This is a genomic window from Nocardioides seonyuensis (assembly GCF_004683965.1).
Classification (GTDB): domain Bacteria; phylum Actinomycetota; class Actinomycetes; order Propionibacteriales; family Nocardioidaceae; genus Nocardioides; species Nocardioides seonyuensis.
Genome location: NZ_CP038436.1, coordinates 2,418,579 through 2,434,992, shown reverse-complemented (window position 1 = coordinate 2,434,992; position 16,414 = coordinate 2,418,579). Strand labels below are relative to the sequence as shown.

At 69.3% G+C, this 16,414-nt stretch carries 16 protein-coding genes and 1 other annotated feature; of the genes, 8 read left to right on the top strand and 8 right to left on the bottom strand.

Annotated elements, in window-relative coordinates:
* Nucleotides 1-60: 60 nt before the first annotated feature.
* The gene (locus EXE58_RS11840; RefSeq protein WP_135268078.1) at nt 61-993 is read left to right on the top strand and encodes an acyl-ACP desaturase; all 933 of its coding nucleotides are present in this window, start codon (nt 61-63) and stop codon (nt 991-993) included.
* Between the two features lie 107 nt (nt 994-1,100).
* Here EXE58_RS11840 and EXE58_RS11835 read toward each other — a convergent pair whose 3' ends face one another.
* The 4 genes from EXE58_RS11835 to EXE58_RS11820 form a co-directional block, all read right to left on the bottom strand.
* Nucleotides 1,101-1,322, bottom strand: coding sequence for a hypothetical protein (locus EXE58_RS11835; RefSeq protein WP_135268077.1), 222 nt, complete (start codon nt 1,320-1,322; stop codon nt 1,101-1,103).
* 141 nt (nt 1,323-1,463) lie between these two features.
* A complete protein-coding gene (locus EXE58_RS11830; protein ID WP_135268076.1) occupies nt 1,464-2,831 on the bottom strand; it encodes an FAD-binding oxidoreductase in 1,368 nt (455 codons plus the stop codon).
* 92 nt (nt 2,832-2,923) lie between these two features.
* Nucleotides 2,924-4,318, bottom strand: a complete 1,395-nt coding sequence (locus tag EXE58_RS11825) for an FAD-binding oxidoreductase (protein ID WP_208543990.1) — start codon at nt 4,316-4,318, stop codon at nt 2,924-2,926.
* A 10-nt stretch (nt 4,319-4,328) separates the two neighbouring features.
* Nucleotides 4,329-6,206 carry an ATP-binding protein gene (locus EXE58_RS11820; protein WP_167288848.1) on the bottom strand — a complete coding sequence of 626 codons (1,878 nt, stop codon included), beginning with the start codon at nt 6,204-6,206 and terminating at the stop codon, nt 4,329-4,331.
* A gap of 264 nt (nt 6,207-6,470) precedes the next feature.
* Between EXE58_RS11820 and EXE58_RS11815 the strand changes: the two genes are divergently transcribed.
* Together EXE58_RS11815 and EXE58_RS11810 are read left to right on the top strand one after the other, a co-directional pair.
* The gene (locus EXE58_RS11815) at nt 6,471-6,935 is read left to right on the top strand and encodes an SRPBCC domain-containing protein (RefSeq protein WP_135268073.1); all 465 of its coding nucleotides are present in this window, start codon (nt 6,471-6,473) and stop codon (nt 6,933-6,935) included.
* On the top strand, nt 6,932-7,501 hold the full coding sequence (locus EXE58_RS11810; protein WP_135268072.1) for a cysteine hydrolase family protein: 570 nt from the start codon (nt 6,932-6,934) through the stop codon (nt 7,499-7,501). The genes EXE58_RS11815 and EXE58_RS11810 overlap by 4 nt, the downstream gene beginning before the upstream one ends.
* Before the next feature lie 14 nt (nt 7,502-7,515).
* Here the strand turns inward: EXE58_RS11810 and EXE58_RS11805 are convergent, their stop codons facing one another.
* Entirely contained in the window at nt 7,516-8,049 is a 534-nt protein-coding gene (locus EXE58_RS11805) for an SOUL family heme-binding protein (protein WP_135268071.1), read from the bottom strand.
* Between the two features lie 115 nt (nt 8,050-8,164).
* On the opposite strand from EXE58_RS11805, the gene EXE58_RS11800 reads away from it, so the two are divergent.
* Nucleotides 8,165-8,644, top strand: coding sequence for a hypothetical protein (locus EXE58_RS11800; RefSeq protein ID WP_135268070.1), 480 nt, complete (start codon nt 8,165-8,167; stop codon nt 8,642-8,644).
* 97 nt (nt 8,645-8,741) lie between these two features.
* On the opposite strand, the gene EXE58_RS11795 is transcribed toward EXE58_RS11800, so the two are convergent.
* The 3 genes from EXE58_RS11795 to EXE58_RS11785 all read right to left on the bottom strand — a co-directional run bounded on the left by EXE58_RS11795 (nt 8,742) and on the right by EXE58_RS11785 (nt 11,827).
* A complete protein-coding gene (locus tag EXE58_RS11795) occupies nt 8,742-9,173 on the bottom strand; it encodes an ATP-binding domain-containing protein (RefSeq protein WP_135268069.1) in 432 nt (143 codons plus the stop codon).
* 245 nt (nt 9,174-9,418) lie between these two features.
* Complete coding sequence (locus EXE58_RS11790; protein ID WP_135268068.1) at nt 9,419-9,769, bottom strand: hypothetical protein; 351 nt, start codon at nt 9,767-9,769, stop codon at nt 9,419-9,421.
* A gap of 793 nt (nt 9,770-10,562) precedes the next feature.
* A protein-coding gene (locus tag EXE58_RS11785) for an IS3 family transposase (protein ID WP_425271653.1) occupies nt 10,563-11,827 on the bottom strand; the annotation gives its coding sequence in 2 pieces (ribosomal slippage) (nt 10,563-11,548 and nt 11,548-11,827; 1,266 coding nt in all).
* Nucleotides 11,406-11,549, bottom strand: a sequence feature (AL1L pseudoknot). Its footprint overlaps the gene before it by 144 nt.
* 156 nt (nt 11,828-11,983) lie before the next feature.
* On the opposite strand from EXE58_RS11785, the gene EXE58_RS11780 reads away from it, so the two are divergent.
* The 4 genes from EXE58_RS11780 to EXE58_RS11765 are packed head-to-tail and all read left to right on the top strand — an operon-like array spanning nt 11,984 to nt 16,396.
* Nucleotides 11,984-13,621 carry a Mu transposase C-terminal domain-containing protein gene (locus EXE58_RS11780; protein WP_167288846.1) on the top strand — a complete coding sequence of 546 codons (1,638 nt, stop codon included), beginning with the start codon at nt 11,984-11,986 and terminating at the stop codon, nt 13,619-13,621.
* Nucleotides 13,618-14,469: an AAA family ATPase gene (locus EXE58_RS11775; protein ID WP_167288844.1), complete on the top strand. Its 852-nt coding sequence runs from the start codon at nt 13,618-13,620 to the stop codon at nt 14,467-14,469. The genes EXE58_RS11780 and EXE58_RS11775 overlap by 4 nt, the downstream gene beginning before the upstream one ends.
* Nucleotides 14,466-15,698, top strand: coding sequence for a hypothetical protein (locus tag EXE58_RS11770; protein WP_135268064.1), 1,233 nt, complete (start codon nt 14,466-14,468; stop codon nt 15,696-15,698). The genes EXE58_RS11775 and EXE58_RS11770 overlap by 4 nt, the downstream gene beginning before the upstream one ends.
* A complete protein-coding gene (locus EXE58_RS11765) occupies nt 15,695-16,396 on the top strand; it encodes a helix-turn-helix domain-containing protein (protein ID WP_135268063.1) in 702 nt (233 codons plus the stop codon). Before EXE58_RS11770 ends, EXE58_RS11765 begins: the two co-directional genes overlap by 4 nt.
* Nucleotides 16,397-16,414 lie beyond the last annotated feature (18 nt).

Genomic DNA, 16,414 nt, shown 5'->3' with positions numbered 1-16,414 from the left:
GAGGTGTAGGCAGGGAGAGTGCGGGCGGCAGCCCCCACGTCCACCCGTCGAGGAGGAACCATGGCTGCACTCGAGAGCACCCAGCTGCTGGCCGAGCTCGAGCCGGTGGTGGCGCAGAACCTCGACCGGCACCTCGCCGTCGCCGACGAGTGGATGCCGCACGAGTACGTCCCCTGGAGCCTCGGCCGGGACTTCGCCGACCTGGGCGGGGAGGCGTGGTCGGTCGAGCAGTCGCAGCTCTCCCCCGTCGCCCGTACGGCGCTCGAGGTCAACCTGCTGACCGAGGACAACCTGCCGAGCTACCACCGCGAGATCGACCGCGCCTTCGGCAGCGACAGCGCGTGGGGCACGTGGGTCAACCGCTGGACGGCGGAGGAGGGGCGCCACGCGTTCTGCATCCGCGACTACCTCCTGGTCACCCGTGGCGTCGACCCGACCGAGCTCGAGCGGGCCCGGATGGAGACGATGGAGATCGGCTACGCCGCGACGGAGAAGTCGGTGCTCAACGTCTGTGCCTACGTCTCCTTCCAGGAGCTCGCCACCCGCGTCTCGCACCGCAACACCGGTCGCTTCACCGAGGAGCCGATCGCCGAGAAGCTGCTCGCCAGGGTCGCCAAGGACGAGAACCTGCACATGATCTTCTACCGCAACATCGTCGCCGCTGCGCTGGAGCTCGCGCCGAGCCAGACGATGCGCGCCATCACCGAGGAGGTCGTCGGCTTCCAGATGCCCGGCAGCATCATCCCGGGCTTCACCCGCAAGGCGGTGCAGATGGCCAAGGCCGGCATCTACGACCTGCGCATCCACCACGACGACATCGTCACCCCGCTGCTGCGGCAGTGGGGGGTGTGGGAGCTCGAGGGCCTCGACGAGGACGGCGAGCGCGCTCGCGACGAGCTGGCGGCGGCCGTCTCCGCCCTTGACGGCGAGGCCGCGCGGTTCGTCGAGCGGCGGGCCGAGGCCGCGGCGAAGAAGGCCGCGCGTCAGGGATAGCCGCTACCTGTTTGCGCTGGTTGAGGAGGGACGACGTCCCGTCACGAAACCGCGCCACTCGATCGCTGGTTGAGGAGGGACGAAGTCCCGTCTCGAAACCCGCGGACCTACAGGTGCTGCATCTTCGCGTACGGCGGCTTCACCCGGACCGTCTGCGACCCGAAGTCCACCGTGACGGCGTGGCTGTCGACAGCAATGACCTTGCCGACGCCGTAGAGGTCGTGGCTGACGCGGTCGCCGATCTCGAACACCTCCACCTCGGGCTCGACGCGAGGTTTGAATGGACTGTTGGGGAGGTGCCTGGGCCGTGAGCCGTATGAGCTGGTCATCCCTTCAAGTATGCGGCCTCCACGGTGAGAAGTCCGCCATCGGGTGAAATTCCCGGGAGGCCCTCGACACACAGGTGATGTGGCACGGCTCGTGTCCCCCGCCGAGCCGGGGGCCACGAGCCGTGTCCTGGGGACGGGCGGTCAGCCGAGCACGCCGCCGATCGTCATCACGCGGTCGGGGTCGTAGGCGCGAACAGCCCGACGCAGTCGCGCGAGGGTCACCTCGTCGTACGCATCGACGTACTCCTCCGGCGTGAATGTGAAGTTCGGCAGCCGGTGGCCGCCCACCCACGGCTCCAGGGCGTCGAGGATCGCCTGGGCGTGCTCCTCCACGCCAGGGACCTCCGCGATCCCGACGGTGAGCAGCGAGTACGCCGCCGCGCGCGACGCGAACGCGCTCGGGTGCTCCCCCGGCCGGGCGAAGGCTCCACCCAGCTGGCGCACCTCGACCAGGATCTGTGGCGAGGCCACCCCCGGTCCGGTCAGTGCCAGCAACGCGTCGACGGCCTCCTGTGGGAAGTCGGTGAGCACGTCGCCGGCCTCATACGCCGGTGTCGGGTCGAGCGGGTCGGTGTGGACCGAGTCGATCGCCGTGTAGGGCTTCTCCGCCACGTCGTCGAGGATGACGGGGGCGGCGGCACGAATCGCCGCGAACCAGCGCTCCCCCTCCGCCGCCGACCCGGTCCACACGAAGCGGATCGACAGCGTCAGCCGGCCGGCGAGCATCGGGGGCACACCCTCCATCTCGGGCAGCTGGAACAGCGCGAACGACGTCGTTCCGGCCTCGGGCAGCTCAGCCGACCAGGCCCGCCAGGCGTCGATGACGGCAGGCGCGTCTGAGCCGTCGAACCACAGCGACCCACCGTAGAACCTCGGCTGGTGCACCAGGTCGAACTCGATCGCCGTGACGATGCCGAGCATCCCCTTCCCGCCTCGCAGCGCGAAGAACAGCTCGGGGTGCTCCGTCGGCGTCGCCCGGCGCAGCACGCCGTCGCCGGTGACGACCTCGATCGCCCGCACCTTGTCGCTGGCGAGGCCGTAGCTGCGGGCCATCGGCCCGAGCCCGCCGCCGGTCGTGTAGCCGACGATGCCGACGTCGGTGATCGAGCCCGACAGCGGCGCCAGGCCGTGGGGCGCGGCGGCCTCCACGACGCGGAGCCACTTCACGCCCGCTCCGACGCGCGCCCAGCCCTCGGGGTGGATCTCCACCTCGTCGAGCTCCTTGGTGGTGACCAGCAGCTCGGTGGTGAGCTCGGCCATGGGGCCGTGGCCGGTGGCCTGCGGGGTCACCCGGATGCCGTGGCGGGCCGCGAACCGCACGGCCTCGACGACGTCCTGGGCGTCGTGCGCCGCGAGGACGGCCGCGGGCCGGACCGGGATGGCGACGTTCCACGGCGAGACGAGGGCGTCGTACTTCCTGTCGCCGGGGACCGCGACGGTCCCGATCGTGAGTGCGTCCAGCTCAGCGAACGGGATGGCGTCGCGGGTGCTGGTCTGTGCGATGGTCATGCTTCCTCCGGTGTTTCCGTGTCGTTGACCGGGACACCGTGGACCCGCGCACTTGCGGGCGACTTGAGGCCGACTTGAGCCAGGCCGCGGAATCAGTCGTGTGCAGCCGCGCGAGGCGCCACAAACAGTTGATTCGGGTCCGCAGACTCACGAATCCGCACGAGCCGCTCGTACGCCGCCGCCGCGAAACCGCGTCGAGCCGCAGCCTCGTAGGCCATCGAGAGGTAGGACGCCCGCGACGACCATGGGGCCAGCGAGTCGAGGATCCGCAGGGCGTCCGCGCGGACCGCGTCCCACCCGGTGCCGACGTCGAGCCCGACGCCGAGCACGAGGAACGCGGCGGGCAGGTGGTCGAGCGCCCCGCCCCGGGGCGAGGGCCGCGCCAGGGCACCGCCGAGCTGGCGCAGCTCCACGAAGAGGAGGTTGCTGCCCGACCCGGGGCCGGCGGCGGCGACGAGAGCGTCGACCGCGCTCGCCGGGAAGCCCTCGACCAGCACGCTGTTGGCGTAGACCGCCGTGGGCTCCTGGGGATCGAGCTGCAGGTGTGCGACCTCCGCGGCAGGCATCTCGGCGAACGTGTCGACCTCGGGCCTCAGCGCTCGCAGCGGGGCGATGGCACGCGCCCCCGCATCGGGATCGCCCAGCACCACCGCGTCGAGCATGACCATCTTGCGGGCGCGCAGCTGGCCGGGCAGCCACTCGATGTCTGGCACCTGGAAGATCCGAGCCACGCTCGTCACCGACTCGGGCGCGTCAGCGGTCCACTCCCCCCAGGCGGTGAGGACACGCTGGGCGTGCCGCCAGTCCCACGCGAGCATCCCGGCGTACGCCGTCCGCACCGGCAGCAGGTCGAACTCCAACGCGGTCACGACGCCGAAGCCACCGCTGCCGCCGCGCGCCGCCCACAGCAGGTCGGCGTCCTGGTCCTCGGTGGCGCGCACGAAGGTCCCGTCCGCGAGCACCAGCTCGACAGCCGTGACCGCGCTGCACTGCAGTCCGTGCTGGCGGGAGTACCAGCTCACCCCGCCACCGAGCGAGGAGCCGATGACCCCGACGCCCGGGCTGGACATGTGCTGCCCCGCCAGCCCGACCCGGCCGGCGCGCGCGACGACGTCGCCCCAGAGCACGCCGGCCTCCGCACGCGCCGTACGGCCTGCGGCGTCGACGCGCAGCCCGGTCATCGCCGAGGTCTTCAGGAGCACGGCATCCCCGAGCCGTCCCGCCAGCGGCGGGGCGCCGTGCCCGGTCCCCTGGGGCGCGACCCGGAGGCCGGACGCGGCGGCGGCACGGACTATCCGGGACACCTCGTGCGGGTCGGCCGGGTAGGCGACCGCGGCGGGGTGCTCGTCGACCTGGAGGTTCCAGGGCATCCGCGCCTCGTCGTACAGCGGGTCCCCCGGCAGGTGGATGGCGCCGCCGGCCAGCCCGCGCAACGCCTCGGCGTCGGCGGGCGGGAGGGGCCCAGCAAGGGGCGTGGACTCTGGCACCGGCACCACCTCAGGGTCGGGACGCCCCAGCATGGCTGGGGGAACTTGAGGATGACTTGAGCCGACGGTTCATCCGCTCGCGCAGCAGCGCTCGCTCGCCCGTGGGGATGTCGGCATGGATGGCGTCGCGCACCAGCGGGTTGACGAAGTCGAGCGGGGGGCCGTCGACGAGGATCTCGCTGCGGGCCAGGAGGTCGAGGGCGGCCGCGACCTCCTCCTCGGACTGTCGGGCGAGGTCGGTCACCGACACCAGGTCGGCGTCCGGACCGAGCACGGCGACCGCGCGTGCGACGGTCGTGACCGTCGCCGGCATCCGGCGCAGGCGGAGCGTGACCAGCGAGGTGACCGCCCGCGACCCCACCGCCCTGACCGTGTCGACGTGCGACACGTCCGGCGACACGCCCTCGTCCGCCAGTGCCCGGAGCAGCTGGCGCAGGAACAGCGGGTTGCCCGCGGTCATCCGGTGGCAGGTGGCCACGAACGCGTCGGCGCCGCGGCCGAGCCGGTCGGTCACCAGCGCCCCGGTGCCCTGCTCGGTGAGAGGCGCGGGGCGTACGACGGTCACGGTCTCGTCGGCGACCAGCTCGGCGAGGTCGTCGGCCTGGCGGGGCTCGCCGGTGCGCATCGCCAGCACCACCAGCACGGAAAGCCCATCGAGGCGCCGGACCAGGTAGGCCAGGAACTGGAGCGAGGCCTCGTCGCACCGCTGGACGTCGTCGACGCAGAGCACGAACGGTGCTTCCTCGGCGAGCCGCGTGGTCACGTCGCAGAGCCCGCGCAGCACGGCGAAGCGCTCCTCGCGGCCCAGCACGTCCTCGGCGCCGGTGCCGAACAGCTGGCGGACCACTCCCCACTCGAAGTCCTGCTCCAGCGCGCTGCTCCGCGCCGAGCGCACCCACAGGCCGGCGGCGACGGCCAGGCGGCGCAGCTCGTCGAGCAAACGGGTCTTGCCGATCCCCGCAGGGCCCTCGAGCAGCAGGCACCCGGACGCGCCGTCGGCGAGGTCGTCGAGCCTCGACCTCAGCAGGGCCATCTCGCGCTCCCGGTCCACCAGGCCGTCGGGGGTGCGAGGGCGGGGAACTGGGATCGCGTCGGTCGTGGCCGCTGCGGGTCTCGGACCGTCGAGGTCGGGCGACTGTGCCAGCACCTCCGCCTCGAGGGAGCGCAGGGCGGCTCCGGGATCGACACCGAGCTCGTCGGCGAGGACCGCACGGGCTCGGCGGAGGGCCTCCAGCGCCGCGGCCTGGCGGTGCGAACGGTAGAGCGCCAGCGCGAGGAGGCGCCAGCGCTCCTCCCGGAGCGGGTCCTCCGCGACCAGCGCCTCCAGGTCGCCGATGACCAGCTGCGCCTCGCCGAGCTCGAGCCGGGTCTCGAGGAGACGCTCGCGGGCGACCCCGCGAAGCTCGGTGAGCCGGGAGATCTCCGCCTCCGCCCACGGCTCGGCCGCGTAGTCGGCGTACGCCGGTCCCCGCCACAGCCGGAGCGCGGCGTCCAGGGTGCACACGGCCTCCCCCGGTGCCTCGCCGGCTGCGCGTGACACCGCGGCCTCGAACGCCCACGAGTCGACCGCGTCGCGCGGGAGCCTCAGCACGTAGCCCGGACCGGCGCGGGCGATGACACCCTCCCGCTGCCGGGCCGTCGCGTCAGGCTCGAGACGGCGACGCAGGTGGCTGACGTAGGCCTGCAACGCGCCGTTCGCGTTGGCGGGTGGCTGGTCGCCCCACACGCAGTCGATGAGCGTCTCGGCCGGCACGACGTGGCCCCGCTGGATGACCAGTGCAGCGAGTACGGCGCGCTGGCGCCGCCCGCCGAGGTCCAGGGCCGCGCCGTCACGCGTGGCCGTGAGCTCGCCGAGCACGTGCAGGTGAAGTTCCGGCTGTCCGTCCACCCCATTCCTCGCGTCGCCTTCGTCGAGAATAGGGCTGGTCGAGGGTGGACGCTCCCCCGATTTTGGGCAGGCGCCCAGCGACTCGCAACCCCGCTGGCCGAGGAACGACGAAGTCGTGTCACGAGACCACGCCACCCCCCGCTGGTCGAGGAACGACGAAGTCGTGTCACGAGACCACGCCACCCCCCGCTGGTCGAGGAACGACGAAGTCGTGTCACGAGACCACGCCGTACCCTCACCCCATCCACAGAGGAAGTCACCGACATGAAGCAGATCACCCGCACGCTCGACATCCCCGCCACGCCCGAGGCCGTCTGGTCGGTGCTCGCGGACACCGACAGCTACGAGCGTTGGAACCCGTTCGTCACCAAGCTCTCGGGTCGCCTCGCCGTCGGCGAGCGCCTGGAGGTGCGGATCCAGCCTCCGGGAGGACGGGCGATGACGTTCCGGCCGCGCGTGGTCACCGTCGAGCCGGGCAGGGCCCTGCGCTGGCTGGGACGACTCGGGGTGCCCGGCGTCTTCGACGGCCTGCACGAGCTGCGGCTGGAGCCGACGGCGGCGGGCACGCGGTTCGTGCACTCCGAGACGTTCCGCGGACTGCTGGTCCCGCTGCTGGGCAAGACCCTCGCGGCGACCGCTGACGGTTTCGACGCCATGAACCAGGCCTTGGCCGAGGAGTGCGCGAGGCGCTCCTCCGGCGAGCATCCCGGCGACACGGCGCAGTCGTGAGCACCCAGGACCCTCGCGCCCTCGTCGTGGTGGACGTGCAGCAGGGCTTCGACGACCCGTGGTGGGGCCGGCGCGACAACCCGGCGTGCGACGACAACATCGCTGCCCTCGTCGAGCAGTGGGCGGCGCGCGGTTGGCCGCTGGTCTACGTGCAGCACGCCTCCGCCAACCCCGAGTCGCCTCTCCACCCCGAGTCTCCTGGGCACGCCCTCAAGGACTACCTCGTCGCCCACGAGCCCGACCTGTTCGTGACCAAGGGCGTGAACTCCTCCTTCCACGGCGAGCCCGACCTCGACCAGTGGCTGCGCAGCCAGTCCATCGGCGGCATCGCCGTCTGCGGCATCACGACCAACCACTGCTGCGAGACCACCGCCCGGGTCGGTGGCAACCTGGGGTACGACGTCGCGTTCGTCGTCGACGCGACGCACACGTTCGACCGCCAGGCGCCGGACGGCGAGTGGCTCACCGCCGAGGAGCTCGTCCGGGCGACGGCGACCAACCTCAGCGGCGAGTTCGCGACGGTGGTCACCACCGCGCAGGTGCTGGACGCCACCGGCGAGCGCTGACCCGGAGTACTTGGTCAGTCCTGCTCGGGGAGAGGCCGCAGCGGTGCGACGACCTCGTTGTGCCTCATGAACCACGGCGTCCAGGGTGGGTCGAATCGCGCGAACCGGAGAGGGCCGTCCACCTCGAGCCCGACTGACTCCAAGGCCTCCGTGAGGCGCTTGGCGTGCTCCTCATAACGTCCCCGCGACCAACGCCCGGAGAACCTCCGGGCAGCTGCCCAGTGCGCCGGGACGCTGCGCAGCCGCACGTCCGGATTCGTGGGTTCCGGGGAATCCTCCGGGACGAAGCCCGACGGCATCACGAAGCTGACGACGTACCGCCCCTCTCCCAGCTCGTCGGGCTCCTGGAGCACCGGGGCGGTCATGGCCACCTTCGTCGATTCGGTGTTCCGCCCGCCGATGTACCCCACCAACCGCATGAACGCCTTGTTCCCGACGCTCTCGAACGATCCCTGCACGCGTGTCTCGGCCACGACGTGCTCGGGATACCACCGCACCTCGAAGTCGGGGTGCTCTTCGACGACCTCGTAGGGCTGTTCCTCGGTCATGTCTCAAGCGTCTCGCTCGGCGGAGCGGCGCTCAAGTCGGCCTCAAGTCCGGGTCAAGCGGCGAGTGACACGTTCTGGTCCGACATCACCACCACTCGAACCAGGAGCATCACCCATGACACGAAGCATCGCCGCCACCGTGGTCACTCTTGCAGCGCTCGCCCTCACGGCGGGGGCCTCACCCGCCTTCGCCGCACCGAAGCCCCTCGTGGACCTCCAGGGCACCGGCGTCGGCACGTACGCGCTCGACTCAGCCGGCAGCGCGCAACTCGTCGGCTCCGTCACGGGCAGTCAGTTCGACGGCACGTACGTCGCCACGCTGACCGCCGACGACGGGGCACTGCCCGCACCCGGATCCTGCGAGCCCGCCACCGGCACGCTCGAGGTGACCTCCCCGAAGCGGTCGATGCGTCTCGACGCCGTCGGCGAGGTGTGCGGCGAGTTCGCCGACGCCACCTACGTCGTCACGCATCGGTTCGTCGGCCGCTACGTCGTCACGGACGCCACCAGCCGCAGGCTGCGCGGCACCGACGGCTGGATCTCGCTGATCCTGGCCACCGAAGGACGGGCGAACGTTGAGGCGTTCGACTCCTGACTCCGGTGGTTGAGGAGGTCGCCCACATCGCACCCGCTGGTTGAGGAGGTCGCGCAGCGCATCGCACCCGCTGGTTGAGGAGGTCGCGCAGCGACCGTCACGAAACCCCCAACCGACGCGCGACGTCCTCACCAGCTACGCGACGCACCGCTTCAGGGTCACCCACCACGACGAGTACGTCGGTCGCGCGCGACATGCCGACGTACAACCGCTCGCGGGCACGGTCCCGGCTGCCGTCCTCGTTGAGGCAGAGCACAACCACACGCCGCTCGAGCCCCTTGCACCCGAGGACGTGGCCATAGAAGACGTCGTCGTCCCACCACGTGCCCCAGTAACCGTCCTGGTCGTGGAAGTCCGTGCGCTCGACCTGCACGGGGTGGCGGTGCCCGGTGGTCAGCAGGCACACGTCGGCGGAACCCCAGCCGTCGTCGAGGAGCTGGTCGACGCAGTCGTCGGCCGTCTCGATGGCATCGTCGACCGAGCAGGGCACGAAACGTACGTCGACGCCGTCACCGCCGCGCGCGTACATCCGCGAGGGTGCCAGCGGAGCGAACGCGTCGTGGATCTGCCGGGTGTTGCGCAGGGCAAGCTCCTATACGAAGGGCCCCGACCTGTTGAGTGTCGGACGACAGTCGGATGGCGTATCGGACGACAGGTCGGATCTGACCTTGCGGGCCGAGTGTGTCTACGGGAGGGGCCACCCGAAGGAAACCTGTCAAGCGGCCGCCGTGGCCAGAACGCTCGCGCGGGCGCACCTGGCGATGGGTCAGACGCTCAGAACCTGCTCAAATGCTGGGGGCACGCGAAGCCCGCTGCGTTGCCCACAAACTGACGTCCGTCTGTGACACCCAGTTCTCGCTTGGCAAACCTGGCCATCTCTTTGAGCGTGACACCCTCATCGAACGACTCACAGATCCGCTCAGTGGTGCCGAGAACCCACACAGTCCATTCCTCGCCTCGAAGAGTGCCTGACTTCATGAGGAGTAGTTGGTCCTGAAGGTAGAGGGTTTGAGCCGTCTCGTCGTCCACGCCGTCGTACTCGAACTGATCGCGCTCGGACACGGCGCACCCGGATATCGACGCCACTGCGCCGAGCGCGGCGACCGACGCCGCCAAGCGCTTCATGCGGATGCGCAACCGAGCGGGGTGTCGAAGTTGAGGGACGCGCATGTTTCGTACCGTAGTGACGCGAGAGCCTGCCGGTGCAAAAACGGCAGAACGCGTGACCCTAAGGGGTTGCGGTGGAATGAGGCAGCGTTGGCGGGTTATCGCGACTTGCAGCGGCCCGCCTCTTGTCACTGACCACGCGCGGGCGTTGTCTCGTGGATGATGGCGGGGTGGGACGCAATCGTCGCGAGACAAAGCCGCCATTGAGCGCCGAAGAGCAGGCCAGGGTCGATGCCCTCAGGCAGGCTCGGGTCTCACGGAAGAGGCGTGCGGCGCCGAAGGCGGCGGCTGCGCCACAGACACAGGAGGCGAAGGGCGCAGCGCAGCGGGCGCGCTCCGAGGCGCGGTTGGCCAAGTCGGCTGCCGGGCTGGCGCGGCAGGCGCGGGAGCGGGATCGAGTTGCGCGGGAGCAGGCTGCAGTCGCAGCCTTATCCCAGTGGCACGTTGCCCGTCTGCGAGGGAGCGACGGAGGTCACCTGCCGTGGGACGACGAGTTCATCTTGGAGGTGCGAAGGCTGCTCGATGGGGGTCTACTTGACCGCGCCGAGCAATTCGTACTGTCCGTCGTAACAGAACTCTTGTCATGGCGGGTGCCTGACGACACGCTGTGGCAGCGATTGCACGAGACCTCGACACCCCTCGCGACCGACGCTAGATCGAGCGCCACGTTCATGAGTTTCGTTCGCCGTCGAGTGGTGCCTGCTCACCGACGGTGGGCAAAGGGTGAGGAGCAGAATGTCGCGTGCCGGGTTCAGTGGAGGCTCTGAACTAACGCGCCGACGGTAGCCGGTGCGGGGTTGTGCCTGTCGTGTTGCTCCTCGAACTCGACCGGAGGAACGAGTCCGATCTCGCCGTGCAGACGTCGGTGGTTGAACCAGTCGATGTACTCCGCGACCGCGATCTCGAGGTCGTCGATGTTCTTCCACGGGCCCTTGTTGCGGACCAGTTCGGCCTTGAACAGCGAGTTGAACGCCTCGGCCAGGGCGTTGTCGTAAGAGTCGCCGGTGGATCCGACCGACGCGACGGCCCCGGCTTCGGCCAGCCGCTGGGTGTAGCGCACGGCGAGGTACTGGACTCCCTTGTCCGAATGCGCAATCACCCCGGTGGTGTCCTGGCCGGCGTGCTGACGGGTCCACAGCCCCATCTCGAGGGCGTCCAGGGCCAGGTCGGTGCGCAGGCTCTTCGAGAGTTGCCACCCGACCACGCGGCGGGAGAAGACGTCGATGACGAACGCGGCGTAGACCCAGCCGGCGAAGGTGCGGCAGTAGGTGATGTCGGCGACCCAGACCCGGTTCGGTGCCGGCGCCTTGAAGTCGCGGTCCAGCAGGTCCGGCCGGGTGTCCGGGCCGGCACCCGGCACGGTGGTCCTGGGGCCCTTGGCCCGACTGATCCCACGTAGCCCGTCGCCGCGCATCAGCCGGTGCACGGTGCATCTGGCGATCCGGTGGTCGCGCCGGTTCAGCTCGGCGTGCATCTTGCGGACCCCGTAGACGCCGTAGTTGTCGGCGTGCACCTGCCGGATCACCTCCAGGTGACCCTGGTCGGCCACCGCCCGCGCGGACGGTGGCCTGGTCTTGGCGGCGTAGTAGGTGCTCGGGGCGATCGGCGTCCCGGCCTTGCGCAGGACGGTGCAGATCGGCTCGACCCCGAACTGGTCGCGGTGCTGGTCGATATAGTCGACCAGCACCGCGGTGGTCACTTCAGCTTGCGGTCGAGCTCCGCCGCGGCGAAAAAAGCCGACGCCGTCCGCAGGATCTCGTTCGCCCGTCGTAATTCCTTGACCTCACGCTCGAGCTCGGCGATCCGCTTCGCCTCATCACTGGTCACACCGGGGCGATGACCTTCGTCGATCTCGGTCTGCTGGACCCAGTTGCGCAGCGTCTCGGGGTTGATCCCGAGCTGCTCACCCACCCGACGCAACGCGCCGCTCCTGGTCGCGGGGTCACGCCGCAGATCGACCGCCATCCGGATCGCCCGCTCCCGAAGCTCCTCGGGGTACTTCCTCGGTGCTGCCATGACTCTCATCCTTCCGTGGAATGAGAGCCTCCATCAGACCCGGCACGCGACAGTAGACCCGGCCACCACCCCACACCCGGCGGAGTTGGACGAGGCATCCCCAGTCACTGGTCGCGCACGCGAGGAGGAGTGGGCATGAGCGTGACATCTATCCACATGACCGGCTCGACCAGCCGGTCCTCGATCGGGCAGCGCCGCGAAGCGTTGGAGCACCTGTCGAGGGTTCGTGATGACCTGGGGCACATCCCGGGCGTCGTACTCGTCGAGGTCGCAGGTCACCTTGGCGTGCATCCTGACCACCTGTCCAAGATGCTGCGCCAGTTCCGGGCGACCCGGACCGTTGCGCAGCGGCCCGGCAGCACGTACAAGAAGTGTCTACCCGACGAGGACCGCGCCAAGGTCGCGTACTTCAAGTGCCGAGGCGTTGCCGCCAAGGCTTACGAAGACCTCAAGATGGCGGGGGTTCTTCCTGACGGTCTCAGCCTTCGGGGGTTTCAGCGGAGGGTCAACGAATGGCCGGAGGCGTTGCGCGCATGTGCACGCGGCGGCTACCGGGAAATGGTCAAGCATCAGTACTTCAACGTAGAACACGTCCCCTACCGGGGATACGCCTACGGCACCGACCACACGAAGTTGCCCATCCGGGTGCTGCCCACCGAACGGGGAGCCCAACCCATCTGGCCATGGCTCAGCGTCTTGGTGGACCTCAAGACGCGCCTGGCGATGGCGTACCTCCTGACCGCGGACACCCCGAACAGCCAGGACAACATCGACCTGCTCGCCGAAGGCATCCGTGGGTGGTACACACCCGAGGGCGTATTCGTGGGCGGCAAGCCCGAGTTTCTGCGCACCGACAGGGGTGGTGACTACATCTCTGAGGCGCTCTCAGCGAACCTGATCAACCTCGACATCGGGCGACAGTTCACCGAGCCGTACTCGTCGTGGCAGAACGGGCGCGTTGAACGCTTGAACGGCACCATCGACCGGGACTTCGCCCCCGATATTCCGGGGTTCCACCCCGGCGGTGAGGACGACTACACCCGTCGGGCTCTTCACACACCCGTACCGGTCACGTCCCTGCTCACCTTGGAGACGCTCGATCGGCGACTGGGCGACTTCTTCGGCGAGTACAACAACCGTGTCCACTCCGCTCTCAGTGGACGGACTCCACTGGAGGCATGGGCAGAGGATGACCAGCCCGTCGCCGCCGCCGACCAAACCACGATCGTGAACGCCATGTCCCATCGGGTCAGCCGACGACTCCACCACTACGGCATCGAGATCCGCGGCGCGATCTACGGCCACCCCACGCTGGCCCGACTTCGCAAGGAGAACGTCGACACAGTCAACATTCGCTACCACGAGCACGACCGCCACCACATCGAGGTGTTCGTCGGCGACGAGTGGGCATGCACAGCCTCGAAGTCGACAGTGCAGTCCGAGCACCACCGCCTCGGTGTTCTGGCAGTTCGCGCCGCGCAGCGCCGCGAAGCCGAACGACTCACCCGTCTGGCCGACCGACAGCGCGTGGAGGACGAACGGGCTCGACTGCGCGAGGAAGGCGTCGACGAGTCCGAATGGCCACTCCTTCCGCCCGACCCCGACGAGGACGAGACCGCCGTTCCGGACCTCCCCGAGATTCCCGACGGAGTAGACCTCGCCGACGTCATCGACAGCGCCGTCGCCTACTCCGACACCCTCGGCTCGTCCCTATCCGGCAACCGCCTCGAAAGGTGGGAGGACCGCCTCAGCCAGAACCCCCAACCCGACCCAGACGAAGAAGGTGCAGCATGACGGCCACCACCGACCTGCCAGACACAGCAACCCCGGACGCAACAGCGCACTCGACCGGCCAGTCGAGTGCGGCGAGCCCAGGTTCGACGGTGGTGAACATCGGTGGGACTCTGCCCGTGCGGCCCACCCGCTACGTCCCGACGAACATCGTCAAGGGCGTCGGTGTCGTTGTGCAGTTGACGATCCGCACCGGCGGCTGCTGCCTCATCGACGGCCCCGTCGGCGTCGGCAAGACCACCGCTGTGGTTGAAGCCGCCAGAGGCATCGGAGCCGACGCCGTCTACGTCAACATGTTCGGCACCAGCACCTCACGCGATCAGATGGACGCCATCTGGACCGCAATGACCGGCACCCGCGGCGTCGGCACCGCCGCCCAGATTCGCGACGACATCCTCGACACCCTCAACCGCAAACAGATGACGCTGCTCATCGACGACGCACACCACGTCGGGCTCAAAGGGCTCGCGCCCATCCTCAGCATCTGGAACCGCATCCACACCGCACGTGGTGTCGGAACCCCCATCGTGCTGTGCGGGAACAACCTCGAACGTCACCTCAGCCAAACCCTGCCCGAACTCCTCTCCCGCGCAGGCACTAGGTACGCGGCAGCGCCACTGGCAGGCAAGCCGCTGGTCGAGGCAGTTCTCGCCATGGAACCGGCGATCGCTGGCACCGACGCTGCCACCATCAAGGCCATCGACACCCGCTACTTCCGCGGCGAGATCCGTCGTTGGGCTCAGTTCTTCGACCTCATGACCATCTTCCGGGGCGGCGACACCACCCCCCGCCCCCTGACCGATGACGAGGTCACCGACCTGCTCGGGATGATGCCGCGAGGTTCCCAGTGAACACTCCCCTCGACCATCCGGTGATGGTCACCGAGTCCCCGGCCGGTGCGCCAGTCACAGACATCGGACGCATCGCTACCACGGACCTGTCGACAGTAGTGTTCGTGCCCACGCATGACCGCACCGGAAAGGCGGGCATCGCCAGCGACGTCCTGTCCGCGCTCGGGAAACGCGATGACGTCACCGGCAAGCCACGCAACACCACTGGCATCGCCGAGGTCCTGCCCATCTGGCTCAACGCACACCGCACTCGCCTGCTCGTCGTCGCCGCGTGCCAGCGCACACCCGTCGAAGACTTGCTTGCCCTGGTGGAGATGGCCCAACCGACCGCAACGAACATCTTGTTCGCCACCGATCACGGCTATGCCACCCGCCTGTACCGCGACCTCGCGTCGGCGGCCCCAACCCTTGTCGACTGGCCCGCTCTTCCAGCCACCCACTCCGCCGAGGCTCCGATCACCCCCATCCGCACGGTGGGAGGTTGGCACAAGGCCGAACCGACACTCCCCGCCATCGAGTACTGGGCGTTCTACGCCACTGCCAAGCGGCAACTGCGCCCTGACGAGTTCGCGCCCGTGCACGACCTGTACTGCTCCACTATGCAGCGCCTCACCGATTGGCTCCGCACGCTCGACACCGCCCGGCAGAACCTGACGGTTGCGCTTGCCCACGACTCCATCAAGACACTCATCGAGGAGCAGACCACCTTCGACAAGGTCACCGTCGTCACCCGAGCCGCCCAAGCCGCCTACCACCAGCACGGCTGGTTCCTTGACATCGACGAACGCGAACTCCGCAACGGCCTCATCCGGTTCCCACCCTCCAAGACCACCCCCGACCTCTACGACCGACTGCGCGCCTACTACGAACCCACCCGCGCAGGCACCGTCGCGCTCTACTTGGGCGAAGCCACCCCAGAAGCCATCCGCGCCACCACGGTTGACGACCTCGCTCAATGGCACAACGACCCGCGCCACCCCATCGCCGGACGGCACGTCCCCGTGGAAGCAGCGCCCTTCCTCCGCGCGGTCCTGCTCGCCCGCGCCGTGGAAGGGGCCGCACCAGATGATCCGGCGTTCCCGGGCAACCACCGGCGTGTCCTGCTCGACCTACGACAGGCCGCCGTTGACCTCGACCTCAACATCGGCGAGGCCGTCCTGAATGAGACTCACAGCATCGCCAGCCGTCGCGTCCCCACCAGCATCGTGAAACTGGAGCGCCTCGCATGACCGCCATCGACCAGCAGCGCCTCATCACCCTGCGCCTCTCCCGAGGCCTCGCCGTGCGGCAACTCGCTCGCGACTGCGGCATCGAGATTGGCGTCCTCAACCGCCTCGAAACCAGCGACGACCCCACACTCAGCACCCTGTCCGTTGCCGCGCTCGTTCGACTCGCCGACCGCCTGCAGGTCCCCATAGGGCACCTGTTCACCGACGACCTCGACAACACGCCAGCACCGGACCCGTCGCCCGACCACGCACGGCTCGGCGCTCTTCTCAACGCACTCGGGCAAGCCACCCCTGTCACCGCACTCGCAGACGCCCTGGACTGGTCCCCAACCCGAGTCCACCAGGCGGCAGACGACCTCACTCGCCTGCTCGCCCCTGCGGGGATGACCGTGTTCCGTAACTCCGGGCTCATGTCCATCCGACCCGAAGACGACCTTCACACCGACGCCGAACTGAAGGTCCGCCGCCACCCACGCACGAAAGGCACCCAACGACTCGTCACCCCGGCTCGCACGAAGATCCTGTATCGAGCGGCGCGCACACCAATCAGTCCGCACAGCCTGTCCAACCCTGACCGCGTCAACATCGCCACCCTCCTCAAGGCCGGAGTGCTCGTCGAAGACGCGAACCGGCACTACGTCCCGTCAGCCGACGTACTGGAGTCCCTGAACCCGGTCAACATAAAGCACGACCAATAGCCACACTCCACGTGGTGG

What these genes read in the sequence shown, in the direction of transcription:
- EXE58_RS11835 (WP_135268077.1), bottom strand. Translation starts at nt 1,322, where the DNA reads ATGACCAGCTCATACGGCTCACGGCCCAGGCACCTCCCCAACAGTCCA.
- EXE58_RS11800 (WP_135268070.1), top strand. Translation starts at nt 8,165, where the DNA reads ATGACACGAAGCATCGCCGCCACCGTGGTCACTCTTGCAGCGCTCGCC.
- EXE58_RS11830 (WP_135268076.1), bottom strand. Translation starts at nt 2,831, where the DNA reads ATGACCATCGCACAGACCAGCACCCGCGACGCCATCCCGTTCGCTGAG.
- EXE58_RS11840 (WP_135268078.1), top strand. Translation starts at nt 61, where the DNA reads ATGGCTGCACTCGAGAGCACCCAGCTGCTGGCCGAGCTCGAGCCGGTG.
- EXE58_RS11795 (WP_135268069.1), bottom strand. Translation starts at nt 9,173, where the DNA reads ATGTACGCGCGCGGCGGTGACGGCGTCGACGTACGTTTCGTGCCCTGC.
- EXE58_RS11805 (WP_135268071.1), bottom strand. Translation starts at nt 8,049, where the DNA reads ATGACCGAGGAACAGCCCTACGAGGTCGTCGAAGAGCACCCCGACTTC.
- EXE58_RS11765 (WP_135268063.1), top strand. Translation starts at nt 15,695, where the DNA reads ATGACCGCCATCGACCAGCAGCGCCTCATCACCCTGCGCCTCTCCCGA.
- EXE58_RS11790 (WP_135268068.1), bottom strand. Translation starts at nt 9,769, where the DNA reads ATGAAGCGCTTGGCGGCGTCGGTCGCCGCGCTCGGCGCAGTGGCGTCG.
- EXE58_RS11775 (WP_167288844.1), top strand. Translation starts at nt 13,618, where the DNA reads ATGACGGCCACCACCGACCTGCCAGACACAGCAACCCCGGACGCAACA.
- EXE58_RS11780 (WP_167288846.1), top strand. Translation starts at nt 11,984, where the DNA reads ATGACCGGCTCGACCAGCCGGTCCTCGATCGGGCAGCGCCGCGAAGCG.
- EXE58_RS11815 (WP_135268073.1), top strand. Translation starts at nt 6,471, where the DNA reads ATGAAGCAGATCACCCGCACGCTCGACATCCCCGCCACGCCCGAGGCC.